This window comes from Algibacter lectus (assembly GCF_004368925.1).
In the GTDB taxonomy this organism is placed as follows: Bacteria; Bacteroidota; Bacteroidia; order Flavobacteriales; family Flavobacteriaceae; genus Algibacter; species Algibacter lectus.
This window is the reverse complement of the sequence record NZ_SORL01000007.1, coordinates 23,283-44,010: the sequence shown is the minus strand read 5'-3', so window position 1 is coordinate 44,010 and position 20,728 is coordinate 23,283. Positions and strand designations below refer to the sequence as shown.

Genomic DNA, 20,728 nt, shown 5'->3' with positions numbered 1-20,728 from the left:
GTAACATCTGTTTTAAAAACTGGCCTTTGATATAATCCTGCTTTAAGGATTGAACGGCCTGTTTGAGCTCCTCGACCTTAGGAGGGAGCGCGTAGTGAAAGCCTGACTTTTTACGATACTGCAAGGTTTAATAAAAAAACCTTGCAGTGTTGTAAAAAGGAACGCCCACTTTTTTATAAGTGTTTTGTTCTTTACTTTTTTAGCTTAGCAAATCGTCTTCGGTAGCTTCTGGTTTTGGCTTTCCTGCTGGTTCGCCACCATCACCTTGTGGTGCATTTGCATCTGCTTTGTAATAATCTTCGAAAATTTCTTTCATGTCGATACCATAACGCTCTGCAAAGTTTTTTTGAATTTCACCATCTTTAGCACGAATTTCTTGTAAAGCCTCTGCATAACTGCTGTAAACACCTTGCATAACTTTTTCGTGAACAGGTATATTGTCCATCATATCTTGACGCGCTTTAGCACTTGCAGTATGCATAGATGCTAAGGTTTGGCCAATATGCTCATCGGTTTTTACACCTAAATGCTCTAGAATTGCAGCAAATTCTTGATCGGTTCTAGCTTTTAAAGCCACAACATAACCATCGTAATATTTAAGACGTTCTTCGGTATCCGACTTTAATTTTGCACGATGCGTTTGCAAGTTGCTACGTAAAGACGTTAATACTTTTATTGTTAAATTATGCTTGTGCACAAAACTATCTTTACTGGCAGCTAGCGTAGTATAAGCGTTTTTAAGACCTTCCAACTCTTCTACTTTTTGCTCTAAAGCCGTCATTTTACCAATAGCCTCAGAATACTCAGTAGATTGTTTATCGGCAATATCTTCTAGTTCTTGGCGCGCTTGTTTTAATAAAGCGTACTGCTCTTCTAGCTTTCCTTCTACTTCTTTCTTTTTCTCTAAAGCTTTAGTATGGTTTTTAGAAGCTTCTACAATAGCATCTTTTAGTTTTTCTTCAACCTCTTTAATTTCTACTTCACGATTTTTTAAACGTGTTACTGCAGCTTGAGATTTGTATGACAACTCACTTAAAAGTGTTTGTATATCGGCACTTTCTATACGCTCTTGAAACATAGCTTTGGCCTTATTATCGGCTCCTGCACGTACTTTCTCGGCTTCTTTATATTCGGCTTGTTCTTTTTTAATTTTGCTTTTACGTCCCCATAGATTATTCCACCAAGTGTCTGCCTTATTTTCGGCATCCTCTAACTCTATTCTAGCACGCTCTAATGCTTTTTGAGCATCGTCGATTACTTTTTGTTCTGTTGGATTTAATGCTGAAAATTTTTCGAACATAATACCAACTTCATCTTGATAATCTGTTAAATCTTTAATAGCATCTAAAAGTGTAGAACGGTCTTTTTCTGCCATATGAACAACATCGTCCAAGGTGGCGTTTAGAATTTTTTGACGCACTTCTGGGTCATCCTCTTGAGACAATTTAGATTTCATGGTGTCTATGGCTTTTCCCCAATTGACATCTACTTTTTCTGTTTTTTCGTTGGAAGAGGTTTCTAATAAATCAAAATCGTCGGACATACTGATACTTTATTATTTAAGATTAAACATTTTTTTTGCGTAAGCAATTTCGGTAAAATTTGTGAGTTGTAAAAGTAAAACCAAAATATAGTTCTTTTGGTGTTTAAATTTCACTTTTAATTCCTACAAAATATAAGTCTATCACTTTAAAAAAATGTTACACCTCCTTTTATATTTTTAGTTTAAACCCCTACTGTAAAGACAAATAGAAGCTCATTTTTGTAGTAAAAAACTTTGATAAAGTTGTGAATAATAATTAAATAGAGGAAAAACCTTATAAAAAAAACATTATCTTTGGTGAGCTATTAATTATACTTTACGAAAAACATGTTGAATTTTCAACTACATATAGTATCGTTAACAATTGTACTTGTGTCCCAATCTGCAATCGCAACTATACTTACTATTGTACTTATCTTTTTTGCCGCACTGCTATGCCTTGGTGTGAGAAAATCTTATTTGCTACAGAAGGAGAATGAGCGCTTAGAAGCCATGAATCCTCAAATAGAAGATGAAAAAGATAAGCCTTACAAAGATTTTACACAAAGCCACATGTACGATAAAAAATAGCTGTTTTGAATACTAATATTATTTTGAGCGTTTTTAGATTACAAAGAAAACAAACTGTTTTTTTAGAAAATATAAACCCATGAATTTATAATTCGTAAACCCCATAATATGCAGAATACAACAGAGCACCTAAATAGCTTAAACACTCTAATTTCAATTCTCTCTATCGCATTTATTACAATGTTAGTTTTATTTACATTAAACCTATACAAGGTATATAAATTAAAAAAGAAAAACTCTCTACTAGAAACGGAATTGAGGGCGTTAAAAACAAACGCAGAACACGCTTAAAAAAAACCATTTACATAAAATTTATCATAAAAAAACACCCACTTTTCAGTGGGCATTTTTTTTTTAATTTTATACTGTAGAAAAATTATCTAACTAGTTTTTTGTACTTAATTCGTTTTGGCATTAAATCTCCACCAAGACGTTTCTTTTTATTTTCCTCATAATCAGAGAAACTACCTTCGAAGAAATAGACTTGCGAATCGCCTTCAAAAGCTAAGATATGTGTACAGATACGATCTAAAAACCAACGGTCGTGACTAATAACAACAGCACAACCTGCAAAGTTTTCTAAACCTTCTTCTAAAGCTCTTAATGTATTTACATCTAAATCATTGGTTGGCTCATCAAGAAGCAATACGTTTCCTTCTTCTTTAAGCGTCATAGCTAAATGCAAACGATTACGCTCTCCACCTGAAAGTAATTTCACCTTCTTGTTTTGCTCACCACCAGAGAAATTAAATCGACTTAAATAAGCTCTAGAATTCACTTCCTTTCCGCCCATCATTACCAATTCTTGCTCATCACTAAAGTTTTGCCAAATTGTTTTTTCTGGATCTATATTAGAGTGTTTTTGATCTACATAAGCCAACTTAGCCGTATCTCCAACTTTAAACTCACCTTTATCTGGAGTTTCCTCACCCATAATCATTCTAAAAATAGTGGTTTTACCAGCACCATTTGGCCCAATAACACCAACTATGCCAGCTTGAGGTAGATTGAAGTTTAAATTATCATACAACAACTTATCATCGTAACCTTTGGCAACACCAGAAGCTTCGATAACATTGGTACCTAAACGAGGTCCGTTCGGGATGTATATTTCTAATTTTTCGTCAAGTTGTTTTTGATCTTGACTCATTAATTTGTCGTAATTATTTAAACGTGCTTTCTGCTTCGTTTGGCGCCCTTTTGCTCCTTGACGTACCCATTCCAGCTCACGTTCTAACGTTTTTTGACGTTTAGAAGCTGTTTTGCTTTCTTGAGCCATACGTTTAGATTTTTGATCTAACCAAGATGAGTAGTTTCCTTTCCATGGAATACCTTCACCTCTATCTAGTTCTAAAATCCAACCTGCTACGTTATCCAAAAAGTATCTATCGTGCGTTACAGCAATTACAGTACCCTTATATTGTGCCAAATGATGCTCTAACCAATGTACAGATTCTGCATCTAAGTGGTTGGTAGGCTCATCTAAAAGTAATACATCTGGTTCTTGTAAAAGTAAACGACATAATGCTACACGACGCTTTTCTCCACCCGATAATACACCAATTTTTTTATCGCCATCTGGAGTACGTAACGCATCCATAGCAATTTCTAATTTAGTATCTAATTCCCAAGCGTTAGACGCATCGATTTGGTCTTGAAGTTCCGCTTGGCGGTTCATCAATTTCTCCATTTTATCAGCATCAGAATATACTTCTTCTAAACCAAACTGATCATTAATTTTGTTGTACTCATCAAGAATAGCAACCGTTTCGGCAGCACCTTCACGCACAACTTCTATTACAGTTTTATCATCATCTAATTGTGGTTCTTGTTCTAAATACCCAACTGAATAATCTTGAAGAAACGTAACATCACCTTGATAGTTTTTATCGACACCGGCGATAATTTTTAACAAAGTCGATTTCCCCGATCCGTTAAGACCTAAAATTCCAATTTTAGCTCCGTAAAAGAAACTTAAATAAATGTTTTTTAATACAGGTGTATTTGCACCCGGAAATGTCTTGGTTAAACCAGACATTGAAAATATTATTTTTTTATCGTCACTCATTTTTTGTAATTATCTATTTAAAATGGTTTAAGATTTTAATTATTGTGTTTAAATTCTAAATTTAAACACGTCCTTTTAGCGCGTTAAACACCCAAGCCACAGCAAAAAAGCCGAAACCTACAGCTGCAAAACCCCAGCCAGCAACATCATCATATCGAAAAGCGCCTAATGCTATTAAACCTAATCCTACGAAAATCATTATGATTGTAGCCCAAGCTAAAACCGTGTTTTTATTCATTGCCATATTCTTTCTCTTGTATTGATGGTTAGTCTAAAGGCAAATATCGGATTTTTACCAGTAAAACTAAAGTTCTATTCATTATATTTTTTAAAGATTACTTATTCATGTATGAATTAGAAATATAAGAATAAAGCAAAACACGAACGCCTTTCTTATTCTTTTAATCACTTTTCACCAATTATATTAAACACTTCTCAATTAACTTTTATTTAGTAATAAAACCATAATCAACACCGCTTGTAACTCCTATTTTTGCAGTTGATTAAAATCTAATTGAATGAACAAAGCCCTACTTTCTTTAGCTATTGGCGGATTCGGAATTGGCCTTACCGAATTTGTAATTATGGGTATATTACCCGATATAGCAACCTCTTTTGATATTAGTATCCCTATGGCCGGACATTTTATTTCGGCTTATGCTTTAGGTGTAGTTGTTGGTGCGCCAACACTTACCGGTTTAGGTAGCAAATGGCCGGCACACAAAGTGCTATTGCTTTTAATGCTATGGTTTACAGTATTTAACACCTTATCATCTTTCGCAACTGGATATAATTCTTTTATAGTCTTACGTTTTTTATCAGGCTTACCACATGGTGCATTCTTTGGAATTGGAGCTGTAGTTGCCGGTAAATTATCTAAAAAAGGAAAGGAAGCACAAGGCATCGCCATAATGTTTAGTGGTTTAACCTTTGCGAACTTATTAGGAGTTCCGTTAGGAACGTATTTAGGTAAGCATTTTAACTGGAATGTTTCTTTTTTAATGGTTGGTATTGTTGGTGTTTTGGCTGTTTTAGCAGTTAAATTTTGGATGCCTACTTTAAAACAATCTTCAGAAAATAGTTTTATTAAAGAGTTTAAAATCTTTAAGCGTTTAGAACTATGGCTTATTATATTACTAACAACCATAGGTACTGGAGGCTTCTTTGCTTGGTACAGCTATATTGCTCCATTAATTACCGACGTTGCAGGGCATGATAAACAAGTGGTGTCTTATGCCATGATTCTTGCGGGATTAGGTATGGTTATCGGTAACGTTATAGGTGCCAAACTTGCCGAAAAACTCCAACCTATAATGGCGGTATTAATCACACTTGTATTTATGGCTGTTTGTTTAGTATTAAACACCTATTTAGCTTCCGATAAAGTTATGGTTTTAGTGATGACATTTGTAATTGGCATGGTAACATTTTGCTTATCAACTCCAATTTCGCTAGCCATTATAAATGCTTCTAAAGGCGCCGAAACTTTAGGCTCTTCACTAAACCAAAGCGCCTTTAATGTTGGTAATGCAGCTGGTGCTTACTTTGCGGGCTTACCAATTGCAATGGGTTATGGTTATACATCGGCCGATTGGGTTGGCGCAGGTATGGCGGCTTTTGGTGTTTTTATTGCCTTCGGAATTATTCTATATAGAAATTATCGCTTTAAGCGGAAAAATAAAATGAAAGCGTGCTACTCTTAATAGCAATTTAAAATATTTTCAAAATGAAAAAGACTGTCTAAATTTAATTTAAACAGTCTTTTTTTATATCTTAATTTTCAAAGTTTTAGAACAACATCGGTACTTCTATAAAAAGTAAACTAGCATCTTCTTTTGAGTGAATTTCAAATGTATTTGTTTCTGAAACACCTATGGCATCCCTAGAATTTAAAAGTGAATTATTGATGATTACTTCTCCAGAAATCGTCATGACATAAACACCATGATTTTCAGATTTCAAATTATAACTGAAGGTGTTGTCTTTATCCAAATCTATTCTAGAAATTACCGCATCTTGATGAATTTTTAAACTTTCATCATGGACTTCATCTATTGAGGTTACCAAGATTTGAAGTTTGTTTTTCCTTTCATCTACATTGAACATTTTTTGATCATATCTAGGCGTTACGTTTTCCTTATTTGGTATGACCCAAATTTGAAATAAAGATAAATGATCGTCTACCGAACCATTAATTTCAGAATGTTCTAAACCTGTTCCGGCCGACATAATTTGAACTTCACCAGGTAAAACCGCCTGCCATGCATCGTGCATAGAATCGCGATGTTTTAGCACGCCTTTTAACGGAATAGTAATAATTTCCATATTATCATGCGGATGCGTGCCAAAGCCCATTTTAGGAGCTATAACATCATCATTTAAAACACGTAAAGCTCCAAAATTTACTTTTTCTGGATTATGAAAATTAGCAAAACTAAAAGAATGATTGGCCTGCAACCATCCATGATTAGCAAACCCTCTACTATCTGCTGTATGAATTATTGTTTTCATAGTATTATACGTTTTTATTAAAACCTCAGCTTAAAATTTCAAAAACTATTTAAAGTTAAAAAGCTGTATTATTATCTCATTTTATCAAGCAAATCGCTTAATTGTCCTGCTTCTTCTTCATTTAAATTTTTAAACAAATCAGAATTCAATGTATTTGGTATAGATTCTAATAAATCAATGCCTTTTTTGGTGATTTCTATATTAACCACACGCCTATCTTCCTTAGAAGGCAAACGTTCTATATAATCTTTGGCATACAATTTATCCATTAATCGTGTTGCATTAGGTGCACGCTCTACCATCCTATCTTTTATCACTTGCACACTTAACGGCTCTTTGGCACCATTTAAAATTCTTAAAATATTGAATTGTTGTGCAGAAATACCAAAGGGTTTAAAAAACTCAGTTTGGTAACTCGCAATCCAATTAGCTGTGTAAAGAACGTTAAGCATCGCTTTTACCCTATTGCTGGGGAATTTCGAATTGATATCTTTACTTATATCGCCCACAATTATAGACTATTTTGAAGTTTATTAACTGCTTCTTTTAACTGAGCATCTAGTGCGTTGTCTACTATTTTATTTTCCTTAAAATTTTCACCGAAAAAAGGAAGTGAAAAACTCTCTACAATGTTTCCATCATGAAAAGGAAAACGGCCTTTAGCAATCTCTAAAACAGATAAACCCCCTCGCCCACCTGGTGATGTTGCCATAAGTAACATTGGTTTTTTGAAAAATAATTTACCTTCAATTCTAGACATCCAATCAAACAAGTTTTTAAAAACCACAGAATACGCCCCATTATGTTCTGCTAACGATAATATAATGCCATCTGTGCTTTTAAGCATTTCTAAAAACCGATGTGCATCTTTTGGAATGCCATGTTCATTTTCATGATCCATACCATAAAGTGGTAAATCAAAATCGTTTAAATCTAACACAGTAGTTTCTACATTTTCAACCAAACTCGCTGCGTAAGTTGCTAACTGCTTGTTAATAGATTGTTTACTATTACTTCCTGCAAATGCTATAATTTTTTTCATAATTATTTATTTATTCTTTTATTAAAAATATACGATACTATTAAAAACACTAACGCTAGTGCTGCTGTCATGTGTCCGCCATCATTCACCATTATATGCGCAAAAAAAGCTAAAACGAAAGCAAAAAAGAAACCTGAATAAGCCCACTCTTTTAATGCCTTAAAGTTAGGATTCCATACTGCAAATAAACCAAGTAATTTTAAACCTGCATACGGATAAATTAAATACGGCGGGTAACCTAAACTAGTAAATGCGCCAACAATAGCTTCATGTTTAAAAACATACATGTAAACCGAAAACAATACAATTACAGATAATAAACCTGTTGCGATATAAAATATAATTTTATCTCTTTTCATCTTATTTTTATTTCAATATTAGAGTACAAAACTAATCAAAATAAATTTATATTCCAAGGAATATATTTCCATGTAATATATTTTAACAAAACATTCGCTTTAAAATTGATTACGGGTTTTGTAAATTCGTGCAAATAAAATTTCGACCATGGACATTAACTTCAATAAAAACGAAGATCATAATAAACTCTTACTTTCCGAATTAAAAAAACGCCTTGTTAAAGTAAAACTCGGTGGCGGAAAAAGTCGTATCGAGAAACTGCATAGTAAAGGTAAAATGACGGCTAGAGAGCGTATTGACTTTTTATTAGATCCAAAAAAGAAATCTATTGAAATTGCCGCCTTTGCCGGTGAAGATATGTACGCCGAACATGGCGGATGCCCTTCTGGTGGTGTGGTTGTAAAAATGGGTTATGTAAAAGGTAAACAATGTATTGTGGTTGCTAATGATGCTACTGTAAAAGCTGGAGCTTGGTTCCCCATTACTGGGAAGAAAAACTTGCGTGCCCAAGAAATTGCTATAGAAAATAGACTGCCTATTATCTATCTTGTAGATTCTGCCGGTGTGTATTTGCCTTTACAAGACGAAATTTTCCCAGATAAAGAACATTTTGGACGCATTTTTAGAAATAACGCTATAATGAGTAGTATGGGTATTACTCAAATTGCGGCCGTTATGGGAAGTTGTGTTGCTGGTGGTGCTTATTTACCAATTATGAGCGATGAAGCTTTAATTGTAGACAAAACAGGTAGTATATTTTTAGCTGGGAGTTACTTAGTAAAAGCTGCCATTGGTGAAAGTATAGATAATGAAACTTTAGGCGGCGCGACAACACATTGCGAAATATCGGGTGTTACCGATTATAAAGCTAAAGATGATGCCGATGCTTTAAATACTATTAAAAATATTATTGATAAAATTGGTGATTTTGATAAAGCGGGGTACAACCGTAGTGAAGCTAAAAAACCAAAAGAAAACCCTGAAGATATTTACGGAATCTTACCTAAAAGTCGTGCCGATCAATATGATATGTACGAAATTATTAAGCGCGTAGTCGATAACTCGGAGTTTGATGAATATAAAGCTGGTTACGGACAAACCATAATTACAGCTTACGCGCGTATTGATGGTTGGGCTGTTGGCATTGTTGCCAACCAACGTAAACTGGTTAAAACTGCTAGTGGAGAAATGCAATTTGGTGGTGTTATTTATAATGATAGCGCCGATAAAGCCACACGTTTTATTGCCAATTGTAACCAAAAGAAAATTCCGTTAGTATTTTTACAAGATGTTACTGGCTTTATGGTAGGTAGTAAAAGTGAGCATGGCGGTATTATAAAAGATGGTGCAAAAATGGTAAATGCAGTAAGTAATTCGGTGGTGCCGAAATTTACTATCATTATAGGAAATAGTTACGGTGCCGGAAATTATGCCATGTGTGGAAAAGCCTATGACCCAAGATTAATAGTAGCTTGGCCAAGTGCTGAACTTGCGGTTATGAGCGGAAACTCTGCTGCAAAAGTATTACTTCAAATAGAAAAAGCATCTTTACTTAAAAAAGGAGAAGAAATTACTCCGGAAAAAGAAGCTGAACTTTTTAATAAAATAAAAAATAGATACGATAACCAAGTATCTCCTTATTATGCGGCCGCTCGTATTTGGACAGATGCTATTATAAACCCTCTAGACACCAGAACATGGATTAGTATGGGGATTGAAGCTGCTAACCACGCTCCCATTGAGAAGCCTTTCAATTTAGGGGTTTTACAGGTTTAAGAATTCAATCTTCCTATAAAATAAAAAACTCTCAGGCTAATTGGTAACCTGAGAGTTTTTTGTTTAATTCAAAATATGTTTTCTATTACATACTTACGGTGCCTACTTCAATTTCATCTTCTTTTTTATTTAAGCGTAATATTCTAATTTCCTTCTTTTCATTTTTTCTTCCATAATTAGTAAATATGATCACCTTTAAAGTTGTTGGTCCAGATATTTTTTGAACCTGATCGGCATAATAATCTACAAGAATTTCATAATCTCCTTTCGAAGCTTTTTTAATCATGAATTCTTCTGGACCATAACCTTCAGTTATATCTTCAGAAAGTCGCCCGCCATCTTTAGAGGTCTTATTACTGTAGAGTACTTTTTCGTCGTTAGGATTTTCAACCCAAAGATCTAAATCTGTATCATTATGGTTCCAATCTATCACAACTCTAATATCTACATCAAATGTTTTAAGTAACTTTCTTTGATTTTCAGTTAATGTTATCTCGTCTTCATGTTGCGACGCCAAGTGGCACGCTTCTACATAGGCAATGTGCTCAATACCATAAAAACGTTCATCTTCATCTTTTTCTAGTAATTCGCCCTTTACAATTCTAAATAAGATGTCAAAGGCTTTTTGATATTCACCTACGGCTTCATAAGCTAATGCTAAATCGCGATAAGAATGAGGTTCTTCTGGTCTTAATTTCAAAATCTCTTGATAAACATAAACCGCTAAAGCGTCTTCTTTAAAATACTGCAATTTATAGGCTAAGGCTCTACTAAGTTCATGGTTATCTAAATCTATTTCAATTAAATTAGTTACAATCTGCACCGCTAATTCCCTTTGATTAATAGAATCGAAATACTCTGCGATATCCATAAAAAATGTTGGTGTGTTTTTATACGTTTCTCGTAATTTTAAATACGCATTATAAGCTATTTCCGGAGTTTCAGATTTAGATAAGTTTACCAAGTACTCTGCTTTAGGCGACCAGGGCTTGAAAACAATTTCTTCGTCAATCTTTCTATTTAATGCTTCAATTTTTTCTTTGTTTTCCAGTATTCCGCTTTTAGTTGAAATGAGAATAACACCATTTGAAGCTCTACTTCCATAAATAGAACTCCCTGCTCCATCTTTTAAAACTCTAATATTATCAATGTTTTTCGCCGAAATATCTTTAAAATCTTCCTCTGAATACACGATACCATCAACAACATATAATGGTGCATTCTCACTATCATTCAAATTTAATCCATGAACACGAATTGAAGCATCATCTGTATTGTTCGGTGCTCGTTTTGACTCCATATTTAATCCCACAACACGCCCTTGCAAAGCTTCAACTACTATATTTTCGTTTTCTATACTTTCCGAAGAAACTGCTGTAACAGCGCCAGTAACATGAGTTCTTTTTTGCACGCCATAACCAACCACAACAACTTCATCTAAAGACGACGTATCTTCTTTTAAAGCTACATTAACAACAAAATTTGAACCAAGAGTTACTTCTTCAGTTAAAAAGCCAATGTAAGAGTAGACCAAAATTGATCCGAACTCTGCATTAATCATATACTTACCATCAAAATCTGTAACAGCAGCAAAAACATCATTTTTCACATAAATATTTACACCAGGAAGCGGTTCTCCGCCAATACTCGTAACATAACCACTAATTATCCTTTTAGTAGAATCTATAACTCGCGTAAAACCTGAATTTGATGTATTTGAATTTACACCAGGTGCTCCATTATGCTGTGACGGTGTTGTATTCGTTTCTGTTCGCTCTTGTCTAGGTTTTTTAAAATCTTTTATATTTTTAGAAAAATCTTTACTGTACCATCTCATTAAATCTTTGTATTCCGAAAGCAAATCATGTTTTCTACTTTCTACTTGTTTTAATCTATATGCTTCGTTGGCTTCTTCTTGTTTTATAAGCTCTTTATATCTTGCTTTCAATTCTGTTGGAGGTTCAATTTTATAACGTGCATAATCTTCAACACGATCTAAAATTATCATAGAGGTATATGCTGTAATCAAATGGTTTTTTAATGCTAATTGAATAATTTTATCTTTATTTTCTTCGGAATTTCCTTTTAAATAATTCAGCTTTTGCTTTGCCCACAAACGTTTTACAATTGGACTATTTTCTAGATTTTCTAGATTAACCTTTACCCTATCTATTACATCATTGTTATAGCCGAATAACAATTCTATGGTTGTATTGGCTTTAAACTTTCCCGATAACGAAAAATCTTCATTTACAATAGTGTTTTTTAACGGATAGACTTCATATGTTTTATCATTTTCAGCAACTCCTAAAAACTTATAATTCTCTCTTGTAATAGTTTTTATAGCTTGTTTCACCTCAACGTTAGATAGGTTTACATAATTTGCTTGACTTGTATGCGCCAACTGAGAAAGCCTGTTATGGTTTGCTGATGTTAAAGAATTAATAGCATAAATAGCACCATGATTTGTTGGCTTAAAATCGCCTAAATTAAACATACCATCTGTAAAGAGTAAATTGGTTTCAGTAATATAATTTCCTAAATCAATGTAAGATGTGCCACCATCGTAAACTACATTTTCGAGGGCTTTTTTAACCGCGTTCCAATTTCCGTTTTTTATATTATATGTAGTATTACTTCTAATTTTATTATTAAACACAACCACATTCAATTTAACATTTTCTAGATATTGTAAATAGGCATCTAACAACTCAAATTCTTTATCTAGTTTTCTGCGTTCCATAGAATATGATGCATCCCAAAAAACAGTAATAGCCTTTGGTTTCGATTTTAATCGTGATTTTGGTTTAAAAGATTTATAAAAATTAAAATAATCATTGTAAGTGGTTAAGTTGGCTTCATCTTCCAACCTCATTTCTAAAGTAATGGTGTTTCTAGGAATAAAATTTTCAGCTTTAAAATGCGCTTTTTTAACTCCTAATGCATTTTTAAACTTCAAATTATTATAGATAGAAGTATCTGTAATTTGAATATTTTTCTTTCCGAAGGCATTTATTTCTATAGAAAAATGAGATAACTTATTTTCAAAATTTAAAGGTATTTGGTAGCTGTGCTTTTGGTTATTGGCAACAAGTGTTTGCTCGTAAGTTATTTCTATCTCTTTATAACCTCTAGCTGGAATTGGGTAAACTCTAGCTTTATAGTTGTTCCCTTTTGTCATCTCTAACAAACCCGGATCTATGGTTTTTCTTATTGTGCTTTCGTAAGCTACGCGTCCTAATTCTTTTTCTACAATAGCAGCATGCCTCATGCTTCCATTAACATCCATAGCGAAATCTGTAACCGATTGTCCTTGACCTAAAGGAAACGCCAACTCGCCTTCTAATACAGTATTTGAGCCATTATAAAATTTCATTTTATAAGTGGTTAAAGCCACATTACCTGTAATGTTAACCTCAACATTTAAATTAACAAGTTTTAATGTAGAGTTATCTTTTAATTTAACTTCTGGAATGTTTTGAGCATACAAGCTTACACTCAAAAAAAGACATAATAATTGGAAGTAGTACTGTTTCATAATAAGTAATGAATTTTAGGTTCTAGATAAAACTATGCTTATTACAGCACTTAGAAAAATGACAATGAGTGAAACTAACTTTTGATTGAGTGTAGAGTAAAAAATCGTCATATGGTTCAAAATTACCCATTAAAAGTCGAATTAAAATTTAAATCTTATTTTTGCTTCATATAGCTATAACTCCCTAACATGAAATATTTAATTACCCTACTCCTTTTATTATGGAATATCTCTGTCTTTTCGCAAACAGAATTTACCTCCATTTGGAATACAGCAAATACTGAATCTGGATCTTCTGCCGATAATGAAATTTCCATACCTACTCATCCTAGTTACACTTATAATTACATCATAGATTGGGGAGACGGACAAACAGACTCCGCCGTTACTGGTGATATTACACATACCTACACAGCTCCAAACACATATACTATTAAAATAAGTGGAGACTTTCCTTCTATTTATTTTAATAACTCGGGCGATAAAATAAAAATAATAGAAATCTTATCCTGGGGCACTATTGAGTGGCAAACTATGGAAAATGCTTTTTATGGTTGTGAAAACTTAAATTTTGACGCCATAGATTCTCCAGATTTATCGCAAGTGACCACTCTAAGGAACATGTTTAAAAATGCTGAATCTTTTAATGGCATTATTAATAATTGGAACACAAATACTATTACAGATTTATCAGGATTATTCTATGGTGCAGTAATTTTTAACAGACCTCTAGATTTATGGAACACCGGTAATGTAACCGATATGTCTGAAACATTTTATCTCGCTAGAACTTTTAATGAGCCATTAGATAATTGGAATACAGCACAGGTAACAAACATGGCCGACATGTTTCATTCTGCATCTAGATTTAACCAAAACATAAATAATTGGGATGTTAGCAGAGTGACTACAATGGCAAACATGTTTTATAGTGCAAATAGCTTTAATGCGCCTTTAAATAGCTGGGTAGTTGATACGGTTACCGATATGTCTGGTATGTTTTATTCTTCAGATTTTAACCTTTCACTTTCTAGCTGGAATGTTAGTAATGTAACAGACATGTCTAGAATGTTTGGACAATCGGAATTTAACCAACCTATAGAAAACTGGGATGTTAGTAAGGTAACAAACATGAGTTCTATGTTCTATAGACACAGAACATTTAATCAACCTTTAAATAATTGGGATGTTAGTAAGGTAACCAATATGACTAGCATGTTTGATGGTTGGATTTGGAGCGGTATATTTAATCAACCTTTAAATAACTGGGACGTTAGTAACGTGACAGAAATGACATACATGTTTAGAGATAATGCTTTTTTTAATCAGCCTTTGGATAATTGGGATGTTAGTAATGTTACTAATATGAAAGGAATGTTTGAAAACACCAAAGTATTCAATCAAGATATTACCGGTTGGGATGTTAGTAATGTTACAGATATGAGCTCAATGTTTCAAGAAACTGACGACTTTAATCAACCTATCGATATATGGAACGTTAGCAAAGTAACCAATATGAGTTCCATGTTTAATTCGGCTTTAGCTTTTAACCAAACATTAAGCACTTGGGATACCGCTGCGGTAACTAACATGTCTAGTATGTTTAGTTCTTATAATGTAACAACCGTTTTTAACCAACCCTTAAATAGTTGGGATACTGGCGCTGTCACTAATATGTCTAGCATGTTTAGAAATACTAGTACCTTTAATCAAGATTTAGGTTCATGGAACGTAAGTAATGTTACTAACATGAGCATTATGCTATCTGGTTCTGGACTTTCGCAAACCAATTATGATAATACACTTATAGGTTGGGAAGCACAAACGGTTAAAAACAACGTAACTCTAGGTGCTAGCGGCCTCAACTATTGCGATAGTAGAGATCAGCGTCAAAATCTTATAGATAACTCTGGCTGGAGTATCGATGGAGATATTATTAACTGTTCGTTTGTACTTTGTACATCATTAGTTTCTCCGGTAAATGGAGATGTTAACGTGCCTTCGAACGCTAATTTAATTTGGGAAGCTGTACCCGGAGCTACTGGTTATAAAGTGAGCTATAGAATAGAAAATGGTGGTGCTACTACATTTACAGAAACCGATAAAGATGTTGGTAATGTTGTTGGTTTGGATTTCACATCAGACTTAACACCTGGCGATACCGTTTTTGTAACCATTGTACCGTACAATAATACCGATGGTGATGCCGTAGGTTGTACCGAAGAAAGTTTTAGCGTTATACCTAGTTGGGTAAACGACACAACTGCTTTTAAACTCACATTTGATACTAGCTTAACAGAAAGCTATACCTCTGCAGCAAACCAGCTTAAAATAGAAACCAATTCTGGATATCCAGATTATTTAACCTACAACTATTCTATAGATTGGGGAGACGATCAATTTAATAACGACGTTACCGGAGACATCACGCATACCTATCTTTCGCCCGGCGTTTATACGGTAACCATTATTGGTGAATACCCTGCCCATTATTATTCTTATTTTTCAGATAATGTAAAACTAATATCTGTAGACCAATGGGGTACTCAGCCTTGGAAATCCATGAGGAACACATTCTATAATTGCGAAAACATGGAGTATAATGCTACCGATGTCCCAGATTTGTCTCAGGTAACCAATATGTATCAAATGTTTTATCAAGCCAAACTTTTTAATGGCGATATTGATAATTGGGATGTTAGCAACGTTACAGATATGGGGATTATGTTCGCCGGAGCATCGGCTTTTAACCAACCTTTAAATAGTTGGGATGTTTCCAATGTTACCAATATGCAACTTATGTTTTTGTCTGCTACAACATTCGATCAACCATTAAACAATTGGATTACAAGTAGTGTTACCAATATGTCTAGAATGTTCGAAACGGCTTCTGTTTTTAACCAAGACATCAATTCTTGGAATGTTGCGGCGGTTACAACCATGGAAAAAATGTTCAATAGAGCTACTCTTTTCAATCAACCTCTAGATACTTGGGATGTCACGTCTGTAACCAATATGGAAGCCATGTTTAATTCAGCTTCAGCTTTTAATCAACCAATAAGTAATTGGAATGTTGCTGCAGTAACCGATATGAATTCTATGTTCAATTCTGCTTCAGCATTCAACCAAAATATAAATAATTGGAACGTAAGTGCCGTAACAAACATGAGCTCCATGTTTAATAGAGCATCCACATTTAATGAGCCATTAGATAATTGGAATGTTTCCTCGGTTACCAATATGCAGTCTATGTTTAATAGTGCAGATCTTTTCAACCAAAATATTAATACCTGGAACGTTACTAATGTTATCAATATGGCATCTATGTTTCAATCTGCCGAAATGTTTAATGAACCTTTAGATAATTGGGATGTAAATTCTGTGGTAAACATGTCTTCCATGTTCGAAAATGCAGAAACCTTTAATCAACCTATAAATACTTGGGATGTTAGTGCTGTGGCTAATATGACGTCGATGTTTGAAAATGCCTTAGCCTTTAATCAAGATTTAAATAATTGGGATGTAAGTTCTGTAACTCTAATGCCTTCTATGTTTGAAGATGCCCATGCTTTTAACATACCGATAAATTCATGGAATGTAGCCTCTGTAACCAACATGGAGAGCATGTTTAAAAACGCTTTAGCTTTCAATCAAGCTTTGGATAATTGGGATACAGGTGAAGTTTTAACGACTTCTGAAATGTTTAGTGGCGCAGCAGATTTCAATCAAAACATAGACAACTGGAATGTTTCTTTTGTAAACACTATGGAAGCCATGTTTAAAAACGCTACAAGCTATAACCAAACCATGAATTCATGGAACGTAGCCTCTGTAACTACTATGGAAGATATGTTTAGTGGAGCCTCTGCTTTTAACGAAACCATTGATGGATGGAACGTAAGAGCCGTTACTACCATGGAAAACATGTTTTATAACGCAACCAGTTTTAATCAAACTATAAATAGTTGGCGAATTACTAATGTTTTAAACATGAGTGGTATGTTTAGAAACGCATTAGCCTTCAATCAAACTTTAGACCGTTGGGATATTGGAGCAACTAATATGCGCTATATGTTTAGTAACGCTACCGCCTTAAATCAAGAATTTACAGAGTGGGATGTTAGTCGAGTTACCAACATGCAATACATGCTAGATAATACCGCACTAACAAGAGAAAACTACGATGCTACATTAGTAGCTTGGTCTAAGCAAACCTTAACGCCGGGTATAAATCTAGGTGCTCAAGGATTACTGTATTGTGATGCTTTAGAAGAAAGACAATCTATGATGGATACTTACGGTTGGTCGTTTACAGGCGATATTCTAGATTGTCCTATTCCGGTTTGCACACAATTAATTTCTCCTGCTAATGGAGATACAGACGTACCTGTTAACACCAATTTAAGTTGGGAACCTGCGCTTTATGCTCGAGGGTATAGACTAACTGTTACAACACAACCTGGAAATATTGTACTAGTAAACAATGAATCAGTTGCCGATCCTTCCTTTCAATTTACATCAGATTTTTTAGGAGGTGAATCTGTAGAAGTTACAATTACACCTTTTAATGACGAAGGAGAACCTACTGGCTGTATTACAGAAAGCTTCACTATTACCAACAATAGTGTACCAACAGTTCCTGAGTGTACTATATTAACACTGCCAACAAATGGTAGTATAGATGTATCTGTTGAAACTAATTTAGAGTGGACTCCAATAGCAAATGCAGACGGCTACCGCATTACTGCAGGAACAAATTCAGGAGCTACCGATTTACTAAATGATATAGATGTAAACAATGTAACCGTTTATGATTTACCAACAGATCTTCCGGAAAACACAATCATTTATGTTAGTATAACGCCTTATAATAGCACTGGAGATGCAATAACTTGTACTGAAGAAAGTTTCACGACAGAAATTATTCCTGTTGCTCCCGCATGTACTACTTTAACGCTTCCTTTAAATGGAGATACAAATGTATCAACAGATACTAATATTAGCTGGAATGCCGCACCAAACACTACAGGATATTTACTTACCGTAGGAACTACAGGAGGTGGTATTGAAATTCTGAACAATATTGATGTGGGCAATTTTACAACTTATGATCTTCCGGATGACTTACCTCCTAATAGATTAATTTTTGTTTCAATAACACCATATAATGAAGTTGGCGATGCTACAGGTTGTGATGAAGAAAGCTTTAGAACAGGTGCTTTTTCAGCATCAGATCCACCAAGTTGCACAACACTATCTACTCCCTTAAACAATGCAACCGATGTAGACGTTACAACAAATTTAACCTGGGATACCGCAACCAACGCCACAGGATATAGAATTTCCGTAGGAACAACTGCTGGCGCTACCGATATTGTAAACAATGAAGATGTTGGAAACAACACTACTTATAACTTAACTTCAGATTTACCTGAAACGTCCACAATATTTGTCACTATTACACCTTACAACACCGTAGGTGATGCCATTGGATGTAATGAAGAATCTTTTACTACCGAAACTTTACCAACAGCTCCAAACTGTACAACACTTTCCGCTCCTGCTAACAATGCTATTGATGTAGACGTAACAACAGATTTAACTTGGAATGCAGCAACCGATGCTACTGGATATAGAATTTCCATAGGAACAAGTCCTGGAACTACCGATATTGTAAACAATGAAGATGTTGGAAACAACACTACTTATAACTTAACTTCAGATTTACCTGAAACATCCACAATATTTGTCACTATTACACCTTACAATACCGTTGGTGATGCCACTGGATGTAATGAAGAATCTTTTACTACCGAAACTTTACCAACAGCTCCAAACTGTACAATGCTATCTACTCCTGCTAACAATGCTATTGATGTAGACGTTACGACAGACTTAACTTGGAATGCAGCAACCGATGCTACTGGATATAGAATTTCCATAGGAACAAGTGCTGGAACTACCGATATTGTAAACAATGAAGATGTTGGAAACAATACTACTTATAACTTAACTTCAGATTTACCTGAAACGTCCACAATATTTGTCACTATTACACCTTACAACACCGTTGATGATGCCATTGGATGTAATGAAGAATCTTTTACTACGGAAACTTTACCAACAGCTCCAAACTGTACAACACTTTCCGCTCCTGCTAACAATGCTATTGATGTAGACGTAACGACAGATTTAACTTGGAATGCAGCAACCGATGCTACTGGATATAGAATTTCCGTAGGAACAACTGCTAGAACTACCGATATTGTAAACAACGAAGATGTTGGAAACAATACTACTTATAATTTAAGTTCAGATTTACCTGAAACGTCCACAATATTTGTCACTATTACACCTTACAACACCGTAGGTGATGCTACAGGATGTAATGAAGAATCTTTTACTACGGAAACTTTACCAACAGCTCCAAACTGTACAACACTTTCCGCTCCTGCTAACAATGCTATTGATGTAGACGTAACAACAGATTTAACTTGGAATGCAGCAACCGATGCTACTGGATATAGAATTTCCATAGGAACAAGTGCTGGAGCTACCGATATTGTAAACAATGAAGATGTTGGAAACAACACTACTTATAATTTAAGTTCAGATTTACCTGAAACATCTACAATATATGTTGCCATCATACCTTATAATGCCGTTGGTGGTGCCATTGGATGTAATGAAGAATCTTTTACTACGGAGACACTTTTAACACGTCCTGAATGTACAATCCTTAACAATCCTACACAAAATGATATCGACGTTTCTTTAGATACCGATTTTAGCTGGGATCCTGTTTCTAACGCGGATGGATATAAAATTTCAATAGGTTCTTCACCAGGAGGAACAGATATTCTAAATAACGAAGATGTTGGAAACTCTACTTCATATACTTTATCAGAAGATTTAAAGCAAGATACCTCTTATTATGTAAACGTTATACCTTATAATATTATGGGAGACGCAACTTCTTGCGCAGAAAATGTTTTCACCACTTTAACTGCTCCAAAACATGATGTAAAATATGGTTTTTCACCAGATAACGATGGTATCAACGATTTCTGGAATATTGAAGGTATAGAAATGCATCCTGATAATATGGTTACTATATATAACCGATGGGGCGATATGGTATTCCAAATTAACGGATACAATAACACAACCCATGTGTTTAGAGGTATTGCAAATAAAAAGACTAAAATGGGAGCTGATGTATTACCAGAAGGCACTTATTTCTTTAAGTTTAATATAAGTGGTCCGCATAATTTTGACAAACTAGAAGGCTTTGTAGTTATAAAAAGATAAACCCATTTC

General features: G+C 34.3%; 12 protein-coding genes. 4 read left to right on the top strand and 8 right to left on the bottom strand.

Annotated elements, in window-relative coordinates; all coding sequences use genetic code 11:
• Positions 1-199: 199 nt before the first annotated feature.
• Positions 200-1,543: a coiled-coil domain-containing protein gene (locus DFQ06_RS01225; protein ID WP_042503782.1), complete on the bottom strand. Its 1,344-nt coding sequence runs from the start codon at positions 1,541-1,543 to the stop codon at positions 200-202.
• A gap of 372 nt (positions 1,544-1,915) precedes the next feature.
• On the opposite strand from DFQ06_RS01225, the gene DFQ06_RS01220 reads away from it, so the two are divergent.
• Positions 1,916-2,113: a hypothetical protein gene (locus DFQ06_RS01220; RefSeq protein WP_231961824.1), complete on the top strand. Its 198-nt coding sequence runs from the start codon at positions 1,916-1,918 to the stop codon at positions 2,111-2,113.
• A 376-nt stretch (positions 2,114-2,489) separates the two neighbouring features.
• Here the strand turns inward: DFQ06_RS01220 and ettA are convergent, their stop codons facing one another.
• Together ettA and DFQ06_RS01210 are read right to left on the bottom strand one after the other, a co-directional pair.
• Positions 2,490-4,181 carry an energy-dependent translational throttle protein EttA gene (gene ettA, locus DFQ06_RS01215; RefSeq protein ID WP_074936405.1) on the bottom strand — a complete coding sequence of 564 codons (1,692 nt, stop codon included), beginning with the start codon at positions 4,179-4,181 and terminating at the stop codon, positions 2,490-2,492.
• A gap of 61 nt (positions 4,182-4,242) precedes the next feature.
• Positions 4,243-4,425 carry a CAL67264 family membrane protein gene (locus tag DFQ06_RS01210; protein WP_042494706.1) on the bottom strand — a complete coding sequence of 61 codons (183 nt, stop codon included), beginning with the start codon at positions 4,423-4,425 and terminating at the stop codon, positions 4,243-4,245.
• Between the two features lie 274 nt (positions 4,426-4,699).
• On the opposite strand from DFQ06_RS01210, the gene DFQ06_RS01205 reads away from it, so the two are divergent.
• Positions 4,700-5,884, top strand: coding sequence for an MFS transporter (locus DFQ06_RS01205; RefSeq protein ID WP_133965568.1), 1,185 nt, complete (start codon positions 4,700-4,702; stop codon positions 5,882-5,884).
• 85 nt (positions 5,885-5,969) lie between these two features.
• On the opposite strand, the gene DFQ06_RS01200 is transcribed toward DFQ06_RS01205, so the two are convergent.
• From DFQ06_RS01200 to DFQ06_RS01185, 4 genes are all read right to left on the bottom strand, one after another.
• Positions 5,970-6,692: a pirin family protein gene (locus DFQ06_RS01200; RefSeq protein ID WP_133965566.1), complete on the bottom strand. Its 723-nt coding sequence runs from the start codon at positions 6,690-6,692 to the stop codon at positions 5,970-5,972.
• Positions 6,693-6,763: 71 nt separating this feature from the next.
• The gene (locus DFQ06_RS01195) at positions 6,764-7,201 is read right to left on the bottom strand and encodes a MarR family winged helix-turn-helix transcriptional regulator (protein WP_052415272.1); all 438 of its coding nucleotides are present in this window, start codon (positions 7,199-7,201) and stop codon (positions 6,764-6,766) included.
• Positions 7,202-7,203: 2 nt separating this feature from the next.
• Complete coding sequence (locus tag DFQ06_RS01190; protein ID WP_074936409.1) at positions 7,204-7,734, bottom strand: NADPH-dependent FMN reductase; 531 nt, start codon at positions 7,732-7,734, stop codon at positions 7,204-7,206.
• A 2-nt stretch (positions 7,735-7,736) separates the two neighbouring features.
• The gene (locus DFQ06_RS01185) at positions 7,737-8,093 is read right to left on the bottom strand and encodes a DoxX family protein (protein ID WP_042494702.1); all 357 of its coding nucleotides are present in this window, start codon (positions 8,091-8,093) and stop codon (positions 7,737-7,739) included.
• Positions 8,094-8,241: 148 nt separating this feature from the next.
• Between DFQ06_RS01185 and DFQ06_RS01180 the strand changes: the two genes are divergently transcribed.
• Entirely contained in the window at positions 8,242-9,870 is a 1,629-nt protein-coding gene (locus tag DFQ06_RS01180; RefSeq protein WP_042503777.1) for an acyl-CoA carboxylase subunit beta, read from the top strand.
• Between the two features lie 85 nt (positions 9,871-9,955).
• Here DFQ06_RS01180 and DFQ06_RS01175 read toward each other — a convergent pair whose 3' ends face one another.
• A complete protein-coding gene (locus DFQ06_RS01175; RefSeq protein WP_133965564.1) occupies positions 9,956-13,408 on the bottom strand; it encodes a VIT domain-containing protein in 3,453 nt (1,150 codons plus the stop codon).
• Positions 13,409-13,597: 189 nt separating this feature from the next.
• Between DFQ06_RS01175 and DFQ06_RS01170 the strand changes: the two genes are divergently transcribed.
• Positions 13,598-20,719: a BspA family leucine-rich repeat surface protein gene (locus tag DFQ06_RS01170; protein WP_133965562.1), complete on the top strand. Its 7,122-nt coding sequence runs from the start codon at positions 13,598-13,600 to the stop codon at positions 20,717-20,719.
• The last annotated feature ends 9 nt before the right edge of the window (positions 20,720-20,728 follow it).

Bases quoted from the DNA above. Each gene is read 5' to 3' on its own strand.
- DFQ06_RS01225 (WP_042503782.1), bottom strand. From the start codon at position 1,543: ATGTCCGACGATTTTGATTTATTAGAAACCTCTTCCAACGAAAAAACA.
- ettA (WP_074936405.1), bottom strand. From the start codon at position 4,181: ATGAGTGACGATAAAAAAATAATATTTTCAATGTCTGGTTTAACCAAG.
- DFQ06_RS01210 (WP_042494706.1), bottom strand. From the start codon at position 4,425: ATGGCAATGAATAAAAACACGGTTTTAGCTTGGGCTACAATCATAATG.
- DFQ06_RS01205 (WP_133965568.1), top strand. From the start codon at position 4,700: ATGAACAAAGCCCTACTTTCTTTAGCTATTGGCGGATTCGGAATTGGC.
- DFQ06_RS01200 (WP_133965566.1), bottom strand. From the start codon at position 6,692: ATGAAAACAATAATTCATACAGCAGATAGTAGAGGGTTTGCTAATCAT.
- DFQ06_RS01190 (WP_074936409.1), bottom strand. From the start codon at position 7,734: ATGAAAAAAATTATAGCATTTGCAGGAAGTAATAGTAAACAATCTATT.
- DFQ06_RS01185 (WP_042494702.1), bottom strand. From the start codon at position 8,093: ATGAAAAGAGATAAAATTATATTTTATATCGCAACAGGTTTATTATCT.
- DFQ06_RS01180 (WP_042503777.1), top strand. From the start codon at position 8,242: ATGGACATTAACTTCAATAAAAACGAAGATCATAATAAACTCTTACTT.
- DFQ06_RS01175 (WP_133965564.1), bottom strand. From the start codon at position 13,408: ATGAAACAGTACTACTTCCAATTATTATGTCTTTTTTTGAGTGTAAGC.
- DFQ06_RS01170 (WP_133965562.1), top strand. From the start codon at position 13,598: ATGAAATATTTAATTACCCTACTCCTTTTATTATGGAATATCTCTGTC.